This is a genomic window from Dyella sp. CR10, from assembly GCF_055814425.1.
In genome coordinates, this window is the sequence record NZ_CP185986.1 from 1,803,907 (window position 1) to 1,829,324 (window position 25,418).

The following is a 25,418-nucleotide window of genomic DNA, read 5'->3' on the forward strand; positions in this document are numbered from 1 at the left end:
TCAGTTGACCCGCTTGACCGACAGTCCGGTCGCCTGGCTGAGATCATCCGGCGGTAGTGCCTGATCCTGCACCAGCGTGTTCCACCACACGCCGCCGACATTGGCCGACGTGCCGATGCTGCCGTCCGTCGATGCCTGCCAGTCGATCGCGGCCGCACTGTCGTCGACGCTGCTGCGCCGGACGATGATGTAGCTCTGGCTGGCGGACGACCAGTCATAGCTCGGCTGGCTGGCGGCCACCATCACGCTCTGCCCATTCCAGCAGCCGCCACTGGCGGTCACGTTGATGCTGACCGTCGCCGTCGCACTGAGCTTGCCGTCGCTGACCGTATACGCAAATCCGTCGGTACCGGTGTAGCCATAAGCCGGCCGATAGGTGTACGTGCCATCCCAGTTCCGGCTCAGCGTGCCGTGTGAAGCGCGGCCCAGGCTCAGTGCCAGGCAATCCCCGTCGGCGTCGTCGATCAGGCAGCCGAAGTCGATGCGCACGCTGCCATCCTTCTGCACCTGGAAGCTGGCGTTGCGGGCGGTCGGTGCGTGATTCACCGGCACGACCGTGATGCACACCATCGCCACGTTCGAGTCGGCCTGGCCGTCGCTGTCGCGGTAGCTGAAGCTGTCGGTGCCGTACCAGCCCTTGGTCGGCGTGTAGGTGTAGCTGCCGTCCGCGTTGAGGTTGAGCGTGCCGTGGCAAGGGGCACAGACGATGCGGGCGGTGAGCTTGTCGCCGTCCGCGTCGGTGTCGTTGGCCAGCACATTGATGCGCACTGGCGTACCCGCGTTGGTGGTGGCCTGGTCGTCCTTGGCGACCGGGGCGTGGTTGGGTGCGAGTACCGTGATGGTCACCGTGGCGGGCGGGGACTTCAGTTCATCGTCGTCGGCGACGTAGACGAAGCTGTCCGTGCCGACGAAGCCTGCCTGCGCGGTGTAGCTGAAGCTGCCGTCGCAGTTGCGCGTCAACGTGCCGTGCTTGGGCGCGGACACCACGGTGGCATCGAGGTCGTCATCGTTGTCGTCATCCGTGTCGTTGGCAAGTACATCGAGGCGGGTCGGCTGGCCGGCGCGGACGGTGAAGGCATCGTTGTTCGCCACCGGCGGCTGGTCGACGTGCGCCACGCGGATCCACACCGTGGCCGGGTTGGAATCGAACTGTCCGTCGTTGGCGACGTAGACGAAACCGTCCAGGCCGTACCAGTTGGTGGCCGGCGTGTAGGTGTAGGTGCCGTCCGCGTTGAGCGACAAGGTGCCATGGCTTGGCGGGCACAGAATGCGCGCGGTGAGCTTGTCGCCGTTGATATCCCAGTCGTTGGCGACCGGGTCGATCTTTACCGAGCCGTTCTCGTTGACGTAAGCGGCATCGTCGAAGGCGAGCGGCGGCAGGTTCGGGCCCAGCACCGTGATGGTTACGGTGGCGAGGTTCGAATCCACCTTGCCATCGTTGGCGACGTAGGTGAACGTGTCGGTGCCGGTGTAGCCGCAGGTCGCCGTGTAACTGAAGCTGCCGTCGGCGTTATGCACCAGGGTCCCGTGCTTCGGGCCGGTGACCAGACGCGAAGTCAGCGTGTCGCCATCGGCATCCGTGTCATTGGCGAGCACGCGGATGGTGGCGGTCTGGTTGTTGTGCAGCGTGGCGCTGTCGTTCGCCGCCACCGGTGCCTGGTTGGCCGAGGCGATCACCAGGCGCACCGTCGCCACGTTGGACAGCGACTTGCCGTCGCTGGCCTGGTAGGTGAGCGAGTCGGTGCCATACCAGCTGTCGGTCGGCACGTAACTCAGGCTGCCGTCGGCGTTGCGGGTGAGCGTGCCGTGCGCCGGGCCGGACACGATGACCACCGACAGCGGATCGCCATCGGCATCCGTGTCGTTGCTCAACGGATTGAAGGTCAGCGCCTGACCTTGCTTGCCGTTGTACGCATCATCGTTGGCCACCGGCGGATGGTTGGTAGCGCGCACGGTGATAGTGACCGAGGCCACCGCCGAGTCGAGCTGCCCATCGTTGGCGACGTAGCTGAAGCTGTCGGTGCCGCTGAAGGCCGCATTGGGCACATAGGTGATCGTGCCGTCCGCATTAACCGTGAGCGTGCCGTTGGCCGGCTGACTGATGATGCGCGCGGTAAGGCCGGCGTTGGCCGCGCGGCCGGAGCCCGCGTTGGTGCCGGTGCTGTTGTCGATGTCGCTGTCGTTGGCCAGGACATTGATGGTCACCGGCACGCCCTGGTCGGTGGCGGCGGTGTCGTTCACCGCGACCGGCGCGTGGTTCACCGGCGTCACCGTCAGGACGATGGTGGCCACGTTCGAATCGACCGTGCCGTCGTTGACCTTGTAGGTGAAGCTGTCGCCGCCGGCGTAGTACTGCGTGGGCGTGTAGGTGAATGTGCCATCGGCATTGCGCACCAGCGAGCCGTGAGCCGGGCCGCTGACGATCACCACCGACAGCGGGTCGCCATCGACGTCCTTGGCGCTCTGGCGCGGGTCGAGGGCGACGGCGCCGTCCTCGGCTACCGTCGCGTTGCCGTCGCTGGCGGTCGGCGCGTGGTTCACCGGGGTGACGGTCAGCGTGATGGCGGCGACGTTCGAATCCACCGTGCCGTCGTTGACCTTGTAGCTGAAGCTGTCGGAGCCGCGATACAGCGCGTTCGGCACGTAGGTGAAGCTACCGTCGGCGTTCTGAGCGAGTGTGCCGTGCGCCGGCCCGCTGACGATGACGGTGGTGAGCGGATCGCCATCGACGTCCTTGGCGTCGGTGCGCGGGTCGAGCGTAAGGTTGCCGTCTTCGGGCAGCGTGGCCGTGGCGTCGCCGGCCGTCGGCGCGTGATTGATCGGCGTCACAGTGATCTTCACCGTGGCGACGTTCGAATCCACCGTGCCGTCGTTCACCTTGTAGCTGAAGCTGTCGTCGCCACGGTACAGCGCGTCCGGCACGTACTGATAGCTGCCGTCCGCCAGGCGGGTGAGGGTGCCGTGCTGCGGGCCGTTGACGATGACGGTGGTCAGCGCATCGCCGTCCACGTCGGTGGCGCCGCTGCGCGGATCGATCGCCAGCAGGCCTTCCTCCGCCACCGTGGTGGCGAGGTCGGTGACGACTGGCGCGTGGTTCACCGGGTCCATGGTGATGGTGAGCGTGGCCACGGCCGAGGTGAGCTGGCCGTCGCTCAGCTGGTAGCTGAAGCTGTCCGTGCCGCGGTACAGCGCGTTCGGCGTGTAGGTGAAGCTGCCGTCGGCGTTGAAGGTGAGCGTGCCGTGCTGCGGGCCGTTGACCAGTACGGCCGTCAGCGGATCGCCATCCACATCCGTGCCGTAGTTCATCACCTGGCCGGTGAGGGCCTGTTCCTCCAGTGTGTGCACCTGTGCGTTGGTCGCGATCGGCGCATGGTTCACGTGGACCACCACCAGGCTGATGGTGGCCGTCGGCGAGTCGGTGGTGCCGTCGTTGGCGACATAGGTGAAAGTGTCGTCGCCGTAGAACAGCGGGCCGGGCACGTAGGTGTAGGTGCCGTCCGCGTTCTGCGTCAGCGCGCCGTGCTGCGGCTGGTCGACGATGCGGTAGGTGAGGGCATCGCCATCCACGTCGGAGGTCAGCTGCTTGAGGTCGATGATCGCGCTGCCGTCCTCCTGCAACGTCACCGTCAGGTTGTTCGCGCCCGGCGCATGGTTCACATGCGCGATGGCGAGACTGACCGTGGCGACGTTGGACTGCGCCTTACCGTTGTTCAGCAGGTAGGTGAAGCTGTCGTTGCCGTAGTACAGCGCGTCCGGCGTGTAGGTGAAGCTGCCGTCGGCGTTGAGGGTGAGCGTACCGTGCTGCGGGCCAGTGACGATGGTCGGCGTGGCGCCGGCCGTGTTGGTGTCGTTGCCCAGCACGTTGACGTTGACCGCGCTGTCTTCCTGGCCCTTCACCAGATCGTCGTTGGCCTGCGGCAGGCCCATCAGGCCGATGTCGCTGACCGTGACGTGGCTGCCGGCCGGGCCGAAGCCGATCAGGTCGAAGGACAGGTTGACCGCCGTGCCCGCCGCGATGCCGCGCAGGTCGACCAGGTAGGTGCGGCTGCCGTCGGGGTTGGTGACGAAGGTGACGCCCTGACCAAGATGCGCGCTGCCGTCGCCTTGCAGGTTGAGCAGGGCATCGGTGCGGCTGAGGTCGATGGCTCCGCCCAGCGAGGCGCCGGTGAGGGCGTCGAGCAGGGCGGCTTCGAAGGCGTCTTCGGGCATGTCGCCCGGGTTCTGTAGATTGAGGTTGCTCACGGTGAAGTGCAGGAATCGATCATTGGCACCCAGCGTGAAGACCTGGTTGAGGCGCGTCTGTCGGGTGGCATTCTCTTCCAGGGTTGCGCTGGTGCTACTGCCGTAAACCACCTCGCCGACCTGGGTCCAGTAACTGTGGTCGGACTCGAACTGCGGGTTCACTACCGCCGGCGTGACACCTTGCGAGGTCGAGCCGCCGCCATTTGCGGGCGACTGCACCGGAGTGGTGACGCGTGTGCCCGTGACGCCGGTGAACAGCACGCCACCTGCCACCTGTAGCAGGCCGGTGTCGACGGCATCAGGCAAGCGACGCTCACCCGGCTGCAGGTATTGGCCCATGTTGTCGATATCGCTGGAGATATCCGACAGGCCAAGTACGTGGCCCAGCTCATGGATAAGCACGGTGAGCAGATCGATCTTATTCGCCGCATCGGAGCCCGTCGCGGCCTGGAACAGCGTGGGCGAGGAGGTCGCCGTGAAGCACGAGAAATCCGGTGCGACATACCAGCCCCAGCCCGAGCCGGAGGCGTCGAGTGTGATGGCATGGGTTTTCATGTCGGTGATGGCGGCCTGCCCCTGGGGCAGAGTGGCGATCTGCACGGTCGCACGATCGAGCGTCACCTGCGACGCGCCGGCATTCGTCCAATACTGCTTGGCCAATGGCAGCAAAGCCTGCACCTGCGCCAGCGTGAGCACGGCGGTGCTCGTTGTGGCAGGCCCTTCAACGTGAACGTCCTGGTGGGCGTAATCGGCGCGTCCGAACTGGATGCGGCCGCTCTGGATCATTTGCCGTATGCGGGCAATGCGATCGGCGGCATCGGCGAAGGCGGGACCTAGGGTCAGGCCCTTTGAAGGTGGGTACGAGAACATCGAGATAAGCGTCGGATCGTTATCCAGGATGCGCTGGACCACGAGCTTCGTCGAATTTGCCAAGGCGGCGTCGGAGTCGAACGCGTAGAACACGGCGGCATTGGGGTTGGCTCCAAGCATTTCCGTATCACGGAACAGAGTGTAGACCGCCGAGTTCACGGTCTTGTCGGCCAGCGGCTGGAATGTGCTATCGATCGGGCCCCAGGATTCTTTACGGTCGATGTAGGTGGTGGTGTTGCCTTCTACCTTGCGGCCCTCGTAGGCCCGGTAGTTGTTCACATCCGGATGAGCGGCCGCGTCTTCGTTCCTGAAGAGGGCGGCATACTCGGAATGGGCCCCCATATCGTCAACGCGAGCGCCCCATACGTCACGCTCGAGTACGCCCGCGCTGTCTGGGCGATCGAACGAGTGGAGTATGAACATGCCCCCGTTTTCAGGATTGGGGAACATGGCATTGACCTCGTGTTCGTAGAGGTGCGCCGTGTTCGCCGGGATCGGCTCGCCTCGCGCAGGATCACGCAAGGTCGAGGTAAAGCTCTGCTGCGGATGCGCGCCGCTGCAATTGGTGTTGTGGGCCCACAGGCCTTCCTCGCCCACGTAGTAGGTGTGGAAATCTTCCACCTCGATGTTGAACACCCGTCGGCGCATCTGCGGGGCGTCCTGCCTCAGGTGATGCAGCAAGTTCTCACCATCGTTGCCCACGGTGTTGAAACCGTGCTCGAGGTCTACGCGGAAGCCGAAATATTTATCGGCATGGTCGGTGGTGACGAAGCCGACGTTAGGGTCGTTGGTCTGGTAAAGCGTTTCGCACTTGTAGACGACGGCAATGGTGCCGTCACTGAATTCCAGGTTCTGCCCTGGCTTCAGATGTTCCAGCGCGATCCAGCCGACGTCCTGCACCCAGAACGGGTGGTTGCCCGTGGCGTAGAGATACCCGATGTCCTCCTTGCGCGGGTCGTAGTAGGAAAGGTGCCAAATCACCTTGTCTTCATGCACGAAGGTATTAAGCACTCGCTTGTACTGCCGCTCGCCGGTGGCCTCGGGCTGCGACAGAACCATGTCACCGGGCTTGAGCTGCTCGATGGGTACCAGGCCGTGCTCCGTCCATACCGGCGTGCCTTCCACGAAGCAGCCGATATCACTCTCGGGATAGTTCTCGCGCATCATTTCGCATAGCGATTTGATTTCCTGGTCGTACAGGGCGTCGCCCGAGTAGGTCTTTTTCAGGGTGGCTGCGATTTCTTCCAGCGACGGCACCTGGTGACGTTCGGCAAAGCGCGCGCCGAGATCGGCTTCTATCAGCGAATTCTTCGCCGCATCGCGGATCGACTCGCGCAGGAGCAAGGCTTCACGCACCTGCAATGCCTTGGGCTGGGTGGTGTCGATCATGTTGGTGATGTTGCCGACCATGTCGCGGTACCAGCCTTCCGCCTGGCCCAGGGTCATTGATTGCGCATCGGGGCTGGTGAAGAGGAATTTGCCGTTGAAGCTGATGTTGTCGTGCCCAACCAATGTCGGTGCTTCGGTATCAAAGGCGGCGGTATCCCCGCCGGCTTCGACCGCTGGCGAGAAATGGGCCTCGTCGCTGGCGGACGGCGTACCGTCGCTGCTCAGTTTGCCGCGCACCGGATCGGCGCCGATGCCGATCATCTTGCCGATGCCGGCAAACAGGCCATGCGCTAGCGCGCCGACACCGCTGCCCATGAGGATCGACTCCAACAGCTCCGAGAACGAGAAGCTCGGTTGTCCGGTGGCGCCGTTAGTGAGGTCATAGATCTCCATCAGGCCGTTTTGCAAGATGGCATCGAACGTGGCCGCCGCCGCCGCACCGCCGCCCACGGCCGACGCAAGCTTGCCCAGGCCGGCCAAACTGATCGTGCTGCCAACCAGTTTGCCTGCGTGCATGGAAATGCTGGTGGCGAAGCCGGTATTCATGCAGTCCACGAAATTGGCAGTGAGGAAATCCTGGTATTGGAGTTTGCCGGCGTTGTACTGCTGCAAGCGTTGGTCGTAGCGACCCATGTAGCCGCCGCTGACCAGCAGGTCGAGGCCCTTGAACACCATCTTCGCGGCGAGGGTGTCGTCCGGGTTGAAGAACTGCTCCAGGTTCAGGGGCTGCACTACCGGTGGGCCCGTGACCACATCGAGGCTGGGCGCCGGCACGTTGACGGCATCGAGTTTCACAGGCAATCCGGGCACCGTGTAACTGGCCATGCCGAAAATCCACCCATCCCAGAGCTGGCCTGCGGCGGGGTTGTCGTAGCGCGAGGGCGTCACGGCCGGGATCAGATCGCCGATACCGGGCCGCGTGACGTAGGTGCGATCGATCGGCATGGTTCTCGGGTCGATGCCGCGCGCCCTGAAAGCGTTCTGTATATCGGGCGAGTTGAAATTCAATGCCGCCTGCACCAGAGCGGCCGCGTTCCACGTGTACATGGTGTAGGTCATGGGCGCGCCGGGGTCATAGTCGGGCTCGTAGCTCCACACGCCCGCATACAGGATGCCGTCCATGCCTATCGTCAGCTTGTCGATCGCGCAGCCGGCGATCGGCGTGGTGGCACCGAGATAGACCGGCGGTTGACCGTTGAGGCCGAACGGGTTCTGGATGATGCCGATCTTGCCGCCCACCTGTGAGCTGGGCAGGCCACCGCTCTCCAGATCGAAGGTCGGGTCGTTGAAAAAGTAATTGAAGTCGGCGACCAGGGCGTATTGCTGGCCCTTGTAGGTGACGATGACGGTGCCGGCGGGCTGCTGGATGTCCTGGTGATAAGCATGTTGATTGGCCCGGAAACCGACCGGCGCGCGCATCGCGACCGCGGTGCCGCTGGCGGTCGTGCTGCTGTCGATCTGGCCGGTGCTCCCGGTGTGGAGGGTGATGGCGCCGAGTCCGTTGTCGACGTCGTCCCGGTTGCTGATCAGGAATTCGCCGCCGTCCAGGCCCGAAACGACGTACCAGGGGCGCTTGCCGCGGTTTGCCGTTCCGTAGACTTCGCCGCCGAACGTGGTCACCGCACCGGCCCCGACGATGCCCAGGTCGTCGATCTGGTTCAAGTCCACCACATGCACCGTGCCATCGGTGGAGACCACGGCCAGGTAGCTGTCGTCGTTGATGGCGAGGTCGCGATACCCCTGCGGGGGCACCGCGCCGCCGAGATCGATCGATTGCTCCTGATTGAGGAAGTCGCTGTGCACCGGATCGATATTGATGCGCAGCAGGCCGCCGGCACCGCCGGTCCCCGAACGCAGGGCGACGTACAGCCACTGGTCGGTAATGGCCATGGCCGTGATGTTGCCGGGTGAGGACGTGCTCAGATGGTAGGTGTACACCACCGAGCGCGTCATCATGTCTACGACGTAGATGTCTTGATTGCCACCGGCGACGTAGGCGATCGACCCGTCCTTCGAGTAGGTGATGCAGTGCCCTGTGCCTCGGGCCATGGCCAGCGGGAGGCCGCGTTCGTCCGTGGTGATCTGTTCCTGGAGCGCGATCGGTGCACTGTTGCCGTCCGTGCCGGGGCCTCCCGAGTGGTAGACGAAGATGGTGCTTGGCGTGGTGACCAGGGTGTTGCGTCGCGCTTCCTCCGACACCTGGCTGTATGCCTGGATCGGCGCGGTGAAAACACTGCCGCTGTCGACCTGGTCGCCGTCGCCGGCATACGCCGTGGCAATGCGCTCAACGCGTATCACGTGCTGCGACAGCGCCACGTCGTTCGGTATGTCGAACTCGATGGTCTGATCCGGTCCGCTGCCGGAGGCAGTGACGTCGAAGGCCTGCCAGATCAAGCCATGCTCCGCGGCCGCTCCGGATACATCCGGCTCGGTCAGCTGATCGCCGATGGGCTGTACCCATACGCGCAATCGGAAGTTGCCGCTCGACTGCCCGCTGGGAATGAAGTCGCCGGTGAGCTTGATGTGGTGGCTGCCCGCCTGATAGTTGAACCCGGTGATCTGCGGTTGCGCATCCGAGCCGGCCGGATCCAGCGCGGGGAACGTCACGTTGGGATCGGTCGAGGTGAGTGCCGACATCGGCACATTGGCCTGGTACGTGCCAGCGATGGTGTATCGGATTTGCGAGATGGCCGTGGGCAGATCCAGCAGCAGATTCAGGCCTGCCAGCGGAGCGGACGGCGAGATCAGATTGGCCATCGCGACACTGGCCATGTTCGACCAGAAGACCTGCCAGTTGAAGGCCCAGCCGTTGAGCGTGACATCGCCATGCGGCCCCGGCGGAGACTTGCGCATCGAGATGATGTAGTTGCCGCCGCCCAGTGCGCCGCCATAGGGCGGGCTGGCCGTATGTGCAAGGCCATCGCTGCCGATCACGCCGGTATCGGCCAGCCACCAGGTGTTATGCACCACGCCGTCGGCCGACGTTATGGTGCCTTCGCGCCAGAACATCACCTCGGTGCCGGTCGCATAGGTGGTGGGCTGGCCCGTGGCGGGGTCGATCGGGCCGGCGACCTTGATCGCCAACTGCAACGGGGTACTCGCTCTTTCTCCGCCCAGGTCGATCTTCACGGCCGCGACGATGTTGAGCAGCGTGGGTGCCGGTAGCGGGGTGACGAAACTGTTCTGGTCCGCCGCCTGGATGGAGGCCGTGGTGTCTGCCGCCAATGCGCCGGCGCCAATCATCAGGGTATTGCCGTTGGCGTCGGTGGTGACGCCGCCGGTGGCCGCATTGATTAATGTGGGGCCGACCACGGGCGCGACCACGGTGACGGTGATGGTGCTCTGCAGCCCGTTGTTGACGATGGTGATGACCGCGGTTCCCGGGCCCTTGGCCTGCACCAGGCCATCTGCCGTGACGCTGACCACATCGGGGTTGCTGACAAAATACCGCGTGCCCGAAGTTGCTGTGCTCAGGTCGGTGGTGACTTGGCCGACAGCGCCGAAGTTGTGCACGTCGATCTGACGCTGCCCTACGTTCTCAGGCAAGTCAAAGCGCGGCGGGAACACGTCCAGCTCGTTGCCGAGGCCGTCGACGAACGGTGCGTTGGGCTGCGCGCCCACGGTCAAGGCATTGACGGCGAACACGTTGCCGGCGGAGATCTCGATCACCGCATGGCCATTGCCCGCGCCGTGGATCAAGCCGTTGGCGTCGATCGTTGCGACCGACGTGTCGGTGGACAGCTCTTGCACGTAACTGCTGTCGAGCGAGACGCCGACCTGATCCTCAAAGTCACCGATGATGTGCAAGGCTTGCGCGGTGCCGGTGTTCAGAGTGGGCATGCGGTCGACGTGCAGCGCGATCAACTTGGCGGCGCTTACGTTAATGTTGAGCGATATCGGTGCGCCGGCGGCGTACCCGTCGTCGGCTTGCACCACCACCGTGGCGGCGCCGCTGTAACCCGCGGTCGGCGTAAACAGGATCGAGCGTCCATCGCTGCTGAGCTTTGCGCTGCCATTGCTGACGCTGAGGATGCGCCAGTAGATCGGTGAACCGTTGTAGTCGACCGCCACCTGATCCAGTGCGATGCTTGTGCCCAGGCCCACGTGCGTGAGTGTGGTCGGCAGATTCGCCAGCGGCTGCGGCGGCAAAGCGGCCTGGAAGCCGTAGTTGGCGTAGAGGATCTGTCGATCGCCCTGATTGACCACACCATCGCCGCTAAGGTCGCCGGCGAGGTTCTTCGTCGCCAGATCCTGCTCGAAGGCGGCGCTGTCGCTGCCGTCGATCTTGCCGTCGCGATTGAGATCGCCCGCGATGGACACACTGATATTCGCGGTTCCCGTGCCGCTGAGGCGGATCAGCTTCATGCCAGCCCGGGTGACGCGTACCAGCAGGGTGTGCACGCCGTTGAGCACGGTATCGCCCAGCACGGTGCCACCGACCACTTGCAGGCTCGACGATGCATCGCTGAACTGCGCGGAGATCGCCAGGATGACGACGCCCGTGCTGCCGGGGACCTTTACCGTCGAAGCCAGTTCGCTGTCGCGCACCTGGAAGGCGATGGAGGTGGTCTGTCCCGCCTGCAGGCTGCCGCTCCACTGGTTCGCCGTGCTGTTGCCCAGCCAGTTCGCTGCGGTGCCGAGGTTGGCGGTGATGCTGTCCTGGTACGGCAGGCTGTTGCTGTCGTAGCCATACGGCGTACCCATGCCGGTGTCGTCCAGCGCGCGAACGAGGACGAGGCGGTTCTGCATGTCATAGCGATAGACGATGCTGCGGCTATGGCCATTCGCATCCAGCGGGCCCGTGATGCGTGCAATGCGGCCCTGTGCATCGCGCACGATATCGACGCGATCGGTGACCTGGCCATCCGCCAGTGCAATGCACGCATCCGATACCAGCCAGTGCGCGCCGTCGGCGAACACCACGTCGGTCAGCTTTCCTTGCGCGTCGAGGCTGTAATGCGTGCCGTCCGGCGCGGTGAGCACGTACCCGCCCGGGACCCACGGCAAACCGGTGATCTGGTCGTACAAATGGTTGCCCTGACGCTGCAGGTGATCGCCGCCGACGGCCTGCAACTGCCAACCCTGGTCATGGCCAAAGCTGGCCTGATACACCACCGGCGCACCGGGACCGCCGGGCAGGGTGGTGGATGTGGTGCCCAGGGTGAAGCTGAGGTTCTGGATGCTGGCGTTGGCGTCGCTGAGATTGCCCGGCATGCGCAGCCATACGCGCGCACCAGTCGCCCACGCCGCGGTTGCGCCGGTGGCCGTCGTGGCCAGCTGATCCGTGGTGAGGTGGGTGGCAAAGCCGGTCAAGCTCCAATTGCCGAAGTCGGCGCCGGCGCTGTTGTCCAGCGCGCGATCGACCGTGAATGCATGGCCGCCGAGCTGGAAGGTGGTGTCGTTTGCAACTTGCTGGCTGAAGCTCTTTTGCGCCGTATCCACAATGACTCGTGCATCGATTTCGCTGGTGCGGCCGTTTAGGTCCCACGCAGTGAGCCGCAATTGGTACACGCCATTGCGGAACTGAGCCGGGTCGAGCGTGCCGAGGGCCAGCGCCTGATTGACGTTGGTGGCGTCATCGCTTTCTTGTGCGAGCGTTTGCCACTGGTCGCTGTTGGCGCCGGCGATCTCCAGTCGATAGCCCATCAGCTGCATTTCCTGCAGTGTGGCCTGCAGCGCGATCGGCGAATCCACTTCAACCGGTTGGCTGGTGGAGGTCGATCCGGCCAATGCGCCGAGCCAGTTGATCGCGGGCGCCTGCGTATCGGCGGGATCCCTTACGCGCAACTGGTTGTCCTTGGCACTGCTGAAGCCGTCCGCGTCGGTGGCGTTCACGCGTACATCGATCAGCCCCGGCTGTGCCGCCTGCAGATGGAATCGGCCGCTGGCGTCCAGCGCCACGGTCTGCCACTGATCGCTGCCGAGCGCGGTGCCGCGCACCTGCACGACCATGTTGGCGATCGGACTGAAGCTGCTCGCGCGCACCGTGACCAGCAGGGTCTGGCCGGGCAGGGCCGGTGTACTGGGTACGCTGTCGACCAGGATGCTCGGTGCGTTGGCGGAGGCATCCGCCACCACGCGCACGGTGAAGGTCTTCTGTACGGTGGCCTGGCCATCGCTGACCAGCGCCGTGATGATGAAATCACCCACCTGGCCCGGACCTGGCGTCCAGTTCAAGCGCTGTGCCTGGACGTCGTAACTGGCGCCGTCGGGCAGGCCGTTGAAGCTGACGGTGAGTCCGGCGGTTTGCGTGGCGCCGTCCGGATCGATGGCATAGATGCTGCCGCCGCTGTTGGCGCCGCCGAGCTGAATCGGCAGGCTCAGTGCCTGGCCCACGGTCACGGCATGGCTGCTGACGGTGAGCGCGGGAGCGCGGTTCACGTCCAACACGCGAACACTGACGGTCTGCGTGGTGGTGAGCGTGCCGTCGGTGGCCTTGAAGGTGAAGGTGAAATCCTTGCTGGCGGCCGTGGCGTTGTTCACCACGTCGTAGCCCGGGGTCCATTCGAAATAACCGTTGGCCGGGTTGAACGACACGCCGGCTGGGGTGTTGTCGTCGTACACCAGACTCATCTGCAACGGGTCGCCATCGGCGTCGGCGCCGCGCAGGTAGAACGAGAGCGTGCTGCCTTCGTTCACCAGCTGTACCGGCATCGGCAGGATCACCGGCGCGTTGTCGACGTGCGCTATGTGCACCTCGAAGGTGCGGGTGAAACTGGCCGCACCGTCGCCGCCGGTCACCGTGAAGCGATAGACGCCCGGATGCGAGCCGGCGAGGTTGCTGCTCTTCGCGGCGAACATGCCCGGCGTCCAGGTCAGCGTGGCCTGATTGCCATTGGCGGCGCTGGGGACGTTGAGCGTCATGCCCGCAGGCAGGCCCGTCACGTTCCAGCTGATCAGGTCGGATTCCGTGTCATTGGCAAACAGGTCGAGCTTGAGCGGACTGCTTTCGCTGCCGTTGATCACCATCGGCACCGAAGCATCCCCACTGTCGGTGACGGCGTTGCCGTTGAGCTGTATGCCCAGCAACTGTGGCACCGTGTCGGCGGCGCGCACCACGATACGGAAGGTGTGACTGACTGCATTCGGCACCGGGTTGGCCGGGTTGGTGTAACCCTGGTCCTGCGGCGGCAGGCCGCTGTCCGTGACGGTGACGGTGATGTCGTGGGGGCCGATGTCGTCGCTGGTCGGCGTCCAGGTCAACACGGCCTGGCCGTACTGCGCCTGCATGGTCAGCTGTGCGCCGAGCGGCAAGCCGGTGGCACTCAGGTGCAGTGCGTCCTGATCGGCGTCGATGACCGCAATGGGCAGGCTCATCGGCTGCCCGGCCACGGCCACGATCTGCTGCGGCAGGTTGAATACCGGCGGCTCGGTGAGGCTGCGCGCGGTGACCACGAAGCTCAGCGACGTCGCCTGGGCCTGATTGGGCGTGCTGCCGCCCGTATCTTGGGCAATCAACGTGAGGGTGTAATCGCCGCGATCATTGTCGCCCGGTGCGAAATGAATCGTGCCGGTGATATGGCCGTTGGCGCTGGGTGGATTCTGGGCGTAGCTCGCAAAACGCGGCAAGCCGTTGATGCTGATCTGAATCGGATTGCCGTCGACATTGGTGATATCGAACGGGATATCCAGCGTGGCGCCCTTATCCACGAAGGCATTGCTGATCGGTGCGATCAACGGCGCACGCGTCGTGTCGGCCACCACGATGGGAATGATCACCTGCGTGGATGCCGGCACCCCGGTGCCGTCACCATCGTTGGTGGCGATCACCGTCACATGATACGTGCCGGCCTCCGTATAGGTGGGCGTCCAGTCGATGTCGAGCGTATCCGGATCGAAGGTGGCTCCCGCAGGCAAGCCAAGCACCTGATAGGTGACGGTAGCGGGCGTGCTGTCGCCACCCTCCTGGTCCACCAGCGGGCCGCCTGGCCGCAGGCGCACCTTGGGTACGAAACCGGGATTGTTGGGGTCGAAGGCGAACACGTTGATCTGCAGCGGCTGGCCTTCCAGCGTGTTCCAGGTCTGGTTCAACGATGGGTCGAACCGCGGCGCGCCGTTGACGTTCAACACGTTCAACTGCACGGTTTGCTGGGTGCTGGTGCGCTCCACCTGCCCCCCGGGCAGGGTGCAGATGGCGGTGAGGGTCACGACTACGCTGTAGTTGCCATGCTGGGCGTAGCCCGGTGTCCAGTTCAGCCAGCCGGTATCGTGGTTGAGCTGCATGCCGCCAGGCAGGTTGGCCGCGGAGTAACTGAGCTTGATCGTCGTGCCGTCGGGCTTGCTGAGGCCGCCCGGCATGCTGCCGGCCAATTGCAGGGCAAAGGCGTCGCCTTCGCGCAGGGTCTGCGCCGGCACCGGTGTGAGTACCGGCTGGGAGAAGGCTTGCTCCACCGTGATATCGAACTGTTCGCTGACGGTGGTCTTGCCGTCGCTGACCCGCACGGTCACGTTGCGATACATCCCTGCCTGATCGTAGGTCGGCGTCCAGCTGAGCACGCCGGTGCGCGCGTCAAACACGGCGCCGGGCGGCAGGTTGGTCACGCTGAGGGTGAGCGGATCGCCGTCGACGTCAGACGCGCTCAGCGGCAGCGAAAGCGACTGGCCTTCGATGAGCGTCACATTGCCTTGTGCCGCGAAGATGGGCGCGTGATCGCCGTTGGTTACGGGCAGGTGCAGCGTGCGCAGGGCCACGCCGCCGCGGCTGTCCTGCACGCGCAGGATCACCACGGTGTCGACGTCGGCCTGGGCGCCCGGTGTCCAGTTGAGCGTCGCGGACGAATGATACGCGCCATCGGCGCCGGCCGTGCTGCCCGAGGGCGGCGTCAGCGTGAGGCCGGCCGGGCCTTGCACGATCTGCCAATAGAACACGGTGCCATCGGCGTCGCTGGCATCGACCTGGGCCGTCCAGGCCTGGCCGACCGTGGCGCCTTGGGTGAAGGTGTCCGGGCTGGCGGTGCTGCCCACTGGTCCGATCGACGGCGGCAGATTGGCCTGCGGCGCGGCATAGACGCTGTGGCCGAGGTTGAACTTGGCGAGGTCCGCCAGGGTGCCGGCGCCGCCGAACTGGCTGAGCGGCACGACGCTCACCGTGATATTCGCCAGCGTGGCGCCGACGGCCAGCTTGCCACCCAGCGCCTGCAGCGCGCTGGTGAGATCGATCGACCACAGCTGGGCCTGATCGCCCGTGCCCTGGGTCGCACCGGTGATGGCGCTGCCGAAATAACTGCCCGGATCGAGCAGCAACACCAGCGGGCCGCGCAGATCGTCGGTGCCGATGTTGGTCAGGCTGACGTCGTAGCTGACGGCGCCGGTGTTGCGGTCCGCGCGGGTATTGCTGAAGGCGATCTGCACCTGGCTGCTCATGTTGAGCAGGGCGGTGAAGCCGCTGATGGTGTCCTGGCCGATGCGCAGCTGCATAGCGCTGCGCAGGTTGCCGCTGATAGTCAGCTGGTAATGGCCAGGGCTGAGGCCGCTGACGTCCAGATACGCTGTATGCGTGGCGGCATCCCAGCGCACGCTCTTGGGCGCGACGGCGCTCTGGCTGCCGATGAGCTCGTAGTTGAGCGCATCCAGCACGCTGGACGGGTCGGCGGCCGACGTGCCATTGCCCAGCCACATATCCTGATCGAACTGCACCGCGATCTCGCCCAGCGGCAGCGGCACTAGCGCCCCATCCGGCACGCTGGTAGCAATCACCTTCGGCGCCCGAGCCGGGGCGATCTCATCGATGTGATGCGTCTCGGCAACAAGGATGCGCCCGTCCGCGGTGGTGAGGATTGCTTCGCCCTGCGTGCCGCCGCCGGCCACCTGTAGTACCCGGCGCGATTGCAGTTCGATCATCCACACCGACGAGCCGGTGGTGGTGTCGGCCACGCCCGCGGTCTGCACGTGCTGGGGCAGGGCGCCGGAGGCGACCAGGACGCCGTCGAGCAGTGAGCCGGGTGCGCCGAAGGCGATGCTGTCCACCACGCCATTGAGGCGATACTCCAGCTCCGCGCGGCCGAGCGTGATGCCGCTCATCGGGAAGCTGACGATGTCGGTCGTGCCATTCGGATTGGCGGCGGTGATGTCGCTGCCCGTCCAGCGCACGCCCCACAGGCGGCCGTCCGGACCGAAGGCGAGGTCGCCGACGCGGGTATTGCTGAAGTGCTGCCAGGCCCGGTTCGGGTCGGTTTCGTTCGGGTGGAACACCTCGATGCCGTCGCCGTCGGAGACATAGATGTCGCCGGTGCCGGGCTGGATCGCCAGCGCATGCGTCAGCGGCTGGTGGCTCGGGCCCTGCATGCGGCGCACGATGGCGCCACTGGTGGCGTCGACCTGCAGCAGTTCGTTGCCGGTCATCACCCACAGCTGGCCGTAGGCGTCCACCGCCATGTCGAGCACGGGCTGATCGAGTACGAACAGCGGCGTGACGTTGTGGCCGCCGTCCTTGCCGTAGCGGTACACCTCGTTGCGCTGCTGGCCCGCGCTGACCAGGATCGATCCGTCGGCCAGCTGCACCATCGCCATCGCGCCGATATCGGCGCTGCCGGTGGTGAAGCCATCGGCGAAGCCGCGCGCAGCGAACGGCGCAAGCACGTTGGTGAGATCGCCCGCGTTAACGCTCGCCACCGGGCCCGGCAGCATCTGCGTGGCCTGCTGGAACAGCGGATTGATGGCGTAGCTGCGATCGGGCGTCGCCTGCGGCACCTGCGCGGTCTGGTCGACGCCCGGCGTGACGCCGAGGCCGTCCAGCACCTGTTGACGTGCGCCGTCATCCGGCAGCACGGCATTGCTCACCGTGGCAGCTTCGCGGTTGCCCGCCAAGTCGGTGGCCACGGCGAGGAACTCGTAATGGCTGCCGGCCTCGCCGGTGAAGATTGCTTCGGTGGTGCCAGGGCCGACCTGGCGCTGCCAGATCTTGAAGTCGCCGCCGTTGGTGGCGACGTAGACCGTCACGAAACGGATGCCGCTGGCATCGTCCTGCGCGTTCCACTTCACGTCGTAGGTCGGCGCGCCCTGGGCGTTGTTGCCCAGCGAGGTGACGGTGACGGTGGTGGTCGGTGCCTTGGCGTCCAGGGTGACGTTGACGGTGGCGCTGTCGATCGGAGGCGTCTGGTCGAAGAAGACGCGCGCCTGCATGGCGATCTTCGCGCCAGAGGCCGCATTCACGCCCGCGGCCACGGTGAAGCTGACGAAGCCGCCCTGACTGGTACCGGCGAGCAGGCCGCGCGTGGCGTCCTGCATCACTTCGCCCGTGATCGGGTCGATCGCCTGCAGCAGCCAGGTGGCGATGCCGGTCTCGGCGTCCACGCCCGCGCTCACGCGCAGGATGAAGCCCTTGCTGCCGGTGAAGTCGAAATCGCCCTGGAAGTTGGCGCGGTCGGCCGGCACATGGATGTTGATGTCGCCGATCTTCAGATCGCCCAGGCGCAGCGAACGCGGATCGAGATCGGGGTCGAGCTGCGACACGATACGGATCTGGCCCACGCCCTGACCGGTCGGATTGCTGAAGGCGAAGGTGTACGGCAGCGGCGTCGCCGCCGGTACGTACGCGCTGCCATCGGTTGCCACCGCCTGGCCCTGCGGGCCCTGCACGCTGATCGCCGCGTTGGTGGCACCGGCCTGCTGCGCGACCAGTTGCAGGTACTGCGTGAGATTGAGGCTCTTGCCCGGCAGCGGGTTGAACTTGTCGTCGAGCAGGCCCTGCGCGCGCAGGTATTCCAGCTCGGCCTGGCCGCCGACGAAGATCTGGAAGTTCTCGAATTGCAGAGTGCGGCCGGCGTGCTGGTCGTAGTCGGCCGGGTTGGCCAGCGCGGGCACCGGCACCTGGACCTCATCGCCCTCGTCGTCGGTGCGGGTCTCGTAGTGATCGATCGGACCCTTGGCGGCATTGGGATCGCCGGCATAGGTGGCGGTGTCGCCGTACCACTGCTGCACCTTGGCGAAGAAGCCGAGGATGTCGGCCTGCGTGCGATAGCTGTCGCCGCCCTTGGACATCAGGATGCCGGCGGCGAGCGTAGCGTTGAGGCTGACCACCTGCGGGTTGGTGGTGATCGGCGGCGCCTGGTCGGCCGGCAACAGCATGCCGGAGGCTTCCAGCGCGGCGAGCCAGCCGTTGACCCATTGCGAGGCGTCGGCGGCGAGCGCGGCCAGGTTGCTTGGCGCGCTGGCGTCGGCCAGCACGGCGGTGCGCAGCTTCAGTGCATAGGCGGTTTGTTCGGCGATGAATTCGTCGCGGGTGAGCGCAGTGGCCGATGCCACCACGTTCATCTGGAACGACTCCGACAGCGCTTCGATCTTGGTAAGGATGTCGTCCGGATCGGTGGAGCGGAAGCGCGCGGCCAGGCCCTGCTGGATCTTGTCCAGGTCGGACACGCCGCCGTCGAGCAGGCCCTGCGCGCGCCAGTCCGGGTGGACGGCGTAGAGGGCGTCGCGCAGGCCGCTGAAGTCGCGGTTGATCCAGGCGGTGAGGCCCGGATAGGTCTGCAGGCGGAAGCTCATGCCGACGAAGCCGTGCGCGGCCACGTCGAAGGCATAGCCCGGTGCCAGGTTGTAGCCGCTGGTATTGAGCGTGCCGTCCAGCGACGCCCACGGAATATCCGTGCGCGGCAAGGTGGAGCCGGTCTGGCCATAGGCCTGGTTGTTGGCGGGCGAGCCGCTGATGTTGCCGAACGGCGAGCCGCCCACGTTGGAGCCGAAGATCGCGTAGGGCAGGTTGAGGCCGTCGATCAGGTACTGGTTGTAGCCCATCTCGACTGCGCCGATGTCGAAGCGCACATAGGGCGTGTCGACGTTGGTCAGACTCTGCAGCGAGACCGAGTAAGTGGCACCGTCGCCGGGATTGAGATTGCGCGGGCCGCCGATGCCGATGGTGACGTCGTCCTCGATGCCGCGTTCGACCAGGTAGCGATTCGCTTCGGTGACGCTCTGGCCGTTGGGGTTGATGACGGTGACGTCGTACAGGCCCAGCGGGAAGTTGCGCGTGTCGAAGATGGCGCGGATGTGCGTGGCGTCCAGCACCTGCCAGCGATCCGGCTCGGCCTCGAACACGCCCGGACGGGTGAGCTTGACCAGCGCGCCGGCCTGGAAGGCCGAGCCGTAGATATCCAGCGTGACCCAGCGGTGGTCATCGTCGCTGACGCCCCCGTTATCCGGCGTGACCTTGGTGATCGACAGCGGCAGCAGGTCCGCGCGCAGCGTCGCCGGCACGGCGTTGCCGCTGCGCGAACGCACCAGGATGTAGTAGTCGCCGGCGAGCGTGCTGGGGATCACCGCCTGCTGGTCCGCTGCCGACGGATTAGTGTAGGCCGCGTCATAGGCGTAGGTGGTGGGGATATCGCCATAGCGGATGTACAGCTCGTTGTCGCCGCTGGCGGCCATCGAATCGAGCAGTACGCGCAGGGTCTGGCCGGCCGCGACGGTCACCTTGTACAGCTGCACGTCGCCGTTGGATAGCGTGGTTTGCAGCGGGCTGGCGATGGCCAGCGGCGGCACCTGGGTCTGGATGGTGGCGGCCGAGGCGGTGAGGTTGTTGGCCTCGCCCGGGGCCATCACCAGGCCGTTCGGGCCGTAGCTGATGCCGCCTTCGTACACCTCGTTGTACAGGTCGGGACGCACGATGATGCGCCAGTTGCCGTCCTTCAGCGGCGGCAGCTGAGCGGTCAATGTGCCGCTGTAACTCGCTCCGCCGGCGAGGTCGCCATGATGGGTGACCTTGCCCAGCAGGATGTCGTCCAGGCCCCAGACGTTGTCCATCGACAGATAGATGGCGTCGGTCCACTGGCCATAGGCCGGGTTGGTGGAGTCGTTGACGATGGTGTAGTTCACCGTCACCGCGTCGCCCACCTTGGCCTGAGGCGGCACGGTTACGTCGGTCACCTTCAGGTCCGCCGGCGGCGGCGTCTGCACCAGCATCGGCTGCACGGCAGCGGTAGCGTTGTTCTGATCGTTGCCGAACTCCATCACCTTGCCGTACGGACCAGCGCCAAAGGCGCGCGCCGGGTCGGTGATGACGAACACGTAGTACGGGCCGTCCAGGTCGCGCGGCGCGGTGACAGTGAAGCGCCCGTCGTAGCCGCCGCCGGCGGCGAGACCGCCGCTATGGCCGAGGTAGCCGAGGTAGCGATCCTGGTTGACGTCCAGGAAGCGGTCGCGCGAGAGGTAGATCAAGTCGTTCCACTGGCCCTGATCGCTCGGCGTGTCGCCGCCGGCGTTGGTCACGTGGTAATCGACGGTGAAACTCTGGCCGGCCACCACCGTGGCGGGCGCGGTGACCACGCTCACCTGCAGGTCCGGCGGCGTGGCCAGGGTGATCGGCAACGCGATCGAGGAAACGTTGTTGCCTTCGTTCTGGAACTCGAGCACCGAGCCCGGACCGCTGCCGGTGACCACATCCAGGCCATCGCGGATCGAGCTTGGCTCGCTGTAGTACCAGTCTTTGATGGTGGAAGTGTCGGCCTTGACGATGATGTTGTAGTTGCCGCTGATCGACTGCGGCAGGTGGAACGTGGCGGACATCGTGTACGACTCGCCCGGCTGCAGGAAGCGCGGCTTGCCGTCGGCGTCGACCAGGGAGACGGCTTTCACGCGGCCCGGGTTGTCGTAGAGCGAGCCTTCCACCAGCGGGTAATCGGTCGGATCGAGCGACGTATCGTTCGAGAGGTACACGCCGTCGTTCCACGAACTGACCCGCGTGGCGCGATTGCCGCGGTTGGTCACCACCCAGGTGACGGTGATCTGGTCGCCGGACTTCGGCGCCGGGTTGGAGACCTGGATACTGTCGATCTGCAGGTCGGCTTCGCGGTAGGTGATGTCCAGCGGACTGCTGCCGACGTTGTTGTTATTGGCGCTGCCTTCGTAGACCGAGGTTGCGTAAAGGTTGAGCGGCCAGCTGTTGTCCCCGCCGCTGAGGATTTCGTCGGCGGCGCGTGGCGGCAGGCCGTTGCTGTCCGGGCGGGCGCTGTCAGTGATGACGTAGATGTAGTAGCGCCCGTTGGTACCCGGCGGCAACGCCACGTTGACCGTGGTGGTGTAGCTGGCGCCGGCTGCGAGGCCGTTGGTGTTCTGGTGTTCGAACCGGCCCAGCGCGATGGCGCGGCTGGGGATGAAGGTCGGGTCGGTGCTGATGAACACCGAGTCCTGCCAGCTGACCGTGCCCGGCCACACGGACTGGCCGAAGTTGGTGACCGTCCAGCTGATCGGGGTCAGCTCGCCGGAGTAGTTCTGCGGCTGCACCTGCACCGCGGTCACTTGCAGGTCGGCCGGGTGCGGGATGACCGCCGCCGCGTACGGCGTGTTGTTGTTGCTCTCGTTGAGCTCACGCACCTGATTGAGCGCGTCGGTCTTGACGATGATGTAGCTGCCGGTGATGTCCGGTGCCAGCTGCACGGTCTGATTGACCGTGTACTTCTCGCCGTTGTTGAGCGTGCGGTTCTGCGTGTAGCTGCCGATGGTCCACACGCGCGTGGCCTTGCTCAGGTCCGCGTTGTCGGCCACGTAGATGGTGTCGGTCCAGCCACCGGTGAACAGGTCGCCCTGATTCTGCACGGTGTAGCTGAAGCTGACCGGGCCGCCGGCGTCGATGGTAGTCGGCGCATTGATCTGGGTTACCACCAGATCGGGCGGGGTGATGCCCAGCACGCTGATCTTGCGACCTTTGTAGTCGTTGTTGTTGAACTGCGTCGAGTCATCCCCATTGACGTTTTGCGCCAGCGTATCTTCCAGGATGGTTTCGTAGGTATTGGTCCAGACAGTGATGTAGTACTGGCCGCTGAGTGTGCCGTCCGGAATGGTGACCTGCATATCGCCCAGATAGTCCTCGCCGATGGCGAGGTTGCCGGTATGCACCATCGAAGCGAGCAGCACGTCACCCTTGCTGGCGCCCGGGCGTTTCGGGTCCTTGGCCAGCCACACGGTATCGGTCCAGCTGTTGACGTCCGCGGTCGCGCCGCGCGTGGTGGCGGCGCCGAGATTGCTGACCTTGTAGCGCACGTCGATGGTGGCGCCGTGCACGGCCTGGTCGGGTGCGACGACATCGCTGGTGACCAGGTCGGAGAACGGCACCGGGTCGATGTAGAAGCGCACCGCCTTATAGTTGTTGTTGTCGTTGGGGTACTCGTCGACGTTGTTGTCGCCGTCGGCCACCACGATCAGGTACGCATCGCCGGGGAAGCGGATCGGGATGCTGATGCTGCCGGTGACGTTGGAATAGCTTTCGGTCGGCGCCAGCGCGCTGCCGTTGTCGAAGACGCCGACCAGTTGGTCGTCGCCGCTGAGTATGCCGTCATGCGACAGGTAGACCTTGTCGCGCCAGTGGCCGCTGGCGGGCACGGAGCCCAGGTTGGTGACGGTGTACTGGATGCCGACGTTGGTGCCTGCGGTGACGTGGTCGGGGATGGTGATCGCGCTCACCTGCAGGTCGGGGCGCGGTTGCAGTGCGACCGCTGTCGGGTTGCTGGCGATCAGCACATTGTTGCTGCCGGCGGCGCCATACTCGTACACCTGCGCGCCGTTGTTGCTGCCGAAGTTGGCGTTGGTGACGATCTCCAGGCGATATAGCCCTTCGATCTTCGCGGGCAGGCGCAACTGTTCGGTGCGGGTATAGCTCAGGCCCGCCCCGAGCGGGCGGTCGTAGGTGAAGCTGCCCAGCACAATGGGCGCGCCGCTTCCGCTGGTCGGCACCAGCTTGACGGTGTCCACCCAGGGACCGATCGCATCGGCCTGGCCCTGGTTGCTCACCGTCCAGGTCACGTCGGCGAGCGTGCCTTCGAGCAGGCTGCCGTCTGCCGCCTGGCTGTCTGGCGAGGCCGGCGCGATGGCCGCCGATTGCACGATCAGATCCGGCGAGGGTGCCAGCGTGACCGGCACGGCCACGCTGTGGCCGACGTCGTTGTCGCCGTAGACGAATTCGAACGGCCCGCCGGTGCGCACGTTGAGGTAGTAGTTGCCCGATAGGCCGTTGGGCAGGGTGATATTGAGGCTCGCGGTGTAGCTGCCATTCACCGCCAGCTGGCCGATGTGGCTGGCGCTACCGAACTGCGCGATCACGCCGGAGCCGTCCGGATTAGTGCTCAGCCACACTTGATCCGTCCACTCGGAGGTATCGGTGATGCCGATGCCCTGGTTGCTCACCGTCCAGGTCACCGTCAGCGGCTGGCCGCTGACCGGCGTGCCCTGCGCGAGGACGGATTGCACCTGCAGATCCGCATACGGCTTGGGCATCACGTCGACGTTGTGGCCAAGCAGGGCGGTGTCGTCGGCGGTGTTGCCGTTCTCGAACACCTGGTGCGTGGCATCGGTGACTACGAACAGCTTGTAGCGGCCAGTGGTGCCTGGCGGCAGCATCACGCTGAGCGCGCCGTCGTAGCTGGCTCCTGCGGCCAGTGCGCCGTTGTGTGCGACCTCGCCGATGACGCGGTCGTCGCCATTGCCGAGCACGCCGTCGGTGGACAGGATCACGCGGTCCACCCACTGCGAGGTGATGCCGGCGCCAGTGCCGTTGTTGGTCACCGTCCAGTGCACGTCGATGGTGGCCGGGTCGGCGATCAGTGTGGGCGGCGCCTGCACGGCGCTCACCGCAAGATCGGCGTAGGGCGCCAATTGCACGGTGAGATCCTGCTGTGCGGTGTTGTTGGCGCGGCTGTGGTCGTCGATCGCGCTGCCGGCGTCGGTTACCACGACGATTTCGTAAGCGCCGTTCGCGTCCAGCGGCAGCTGGATGTCGGCAAAGGCGTCGTAACTGCCATTGGTCGCCAGCGGGCCGGCATGCGCCAGCTCGGCGACCTTGGTCAGCGTGCCGTTATGCGACAGGAACACCTGGTCGAGCCAGCTGCCGGTGGCCACGCCGCCGCTGTTGGTGACGCTCCACTGCACGTGCAGCGTGCTGCCGGACAACACCAGGCCGGGGCCGCTGACCTTGCTGACGGCCAGGTCCGGCCGCGCGACCACGACGGGCGTCGCGGCCGAGGCGCTGTTGTCGTTCTCGCCATCGCGCTCGTACACGGTGTTGTCGGTGTCGGTGCGCACCACGAAGGTGTAGCTACCTTCGGTGAAACCCGGCGGCAGGGTGAAGCTGATCGTGCGCGCGGCGCTGGCGCCGGCGGCCAGGCCGTCGGTGAAGAACTGATTGGCCACTTCGATCTGATGGCCCTGGCCGTCGTCCAGATATACGCGGTCGCGCCACACGCCGGTGGCGTCGCCGGTGCCGAGGTTGTGCGCGGTGTAGCTCACGCTCGCCGTGTCGCCCGGGCGCAGCGTGGCCGGGCCGCTGACGTCGCTCACGGTGAGATTGGCCGAGGGCGCCAGGGTGATGTGCAGCGCGACGGCCGTCGCGCCGGTGTTGTTGCCGGTATGGCCGTTCTCGACCACCGTGTTGTTGAGGTTGGTGTAGACCAGGATGTAGTAGTCGCCCACCAGGTCGCGCGGCAGGGTCAGCGTGGCGTTGGCGGTGTAGCTGTCGCCATTGGCCAGCACGCCGGCGTGCGTGACCGAGCCGGCCAGCACGATATCGTCCGCCGAGGGCACGCCGGTGCGCGACAGCACCACGCGATCGTTCCACAAGGCGAGGTTGGTCGGCGCGTTGCCGGTGTTGTTGACCGTCCAGCTGACGTTGACGTTCTCGCCGCTGAGGGCGGTGGTCGGGGCGGTGACCGCGACGACGCCGAGGTCGGCGTAGGCCGCTGCGACGTTGATCGGCTGGCCGGCGCTGGCGTTGTTGCCGCGGGTATCGGGTTCGAGCACTTCGCCGTCGGCATCGCTGCGCACGGCGATGTAGTAATGCCCGTCGGGCAGGTAGGGCAGGTTGACCGACGCGCTTTGCGTGTAGCTCTGGCCCACGCCCAGGGCGCCGGTGTGACGCACGGTGCCGATGATGATGTCGTCGCCGTTGCCGATGATGGCATCGGTGCTGACCACGATGACGTCGTTCCACGCGTCGC

At 65.7% G+C, this 25,418-nt stretch carries 1 protein-coding gene (running past one end of the window); it reads right to left on the reverse strand.

From position 1 onward, the window contains the following. Nucleotides 1–25,418 carry the 3' portion of a tandem-95 repeat protein gene (locus ACNR9O_RS08340; RefSeq protein ID WP_473681631.1) on the reverse strand. 12,622 nt of this gene lie beyond the right edge of the window, so the window shows 25,418 of its 38,040 coding nt (coding positions 12,623–38,040); its start codon lies off the right edge, out of view — the gene reads right to left on this strand; the stop codon is at nucleotides 1–3.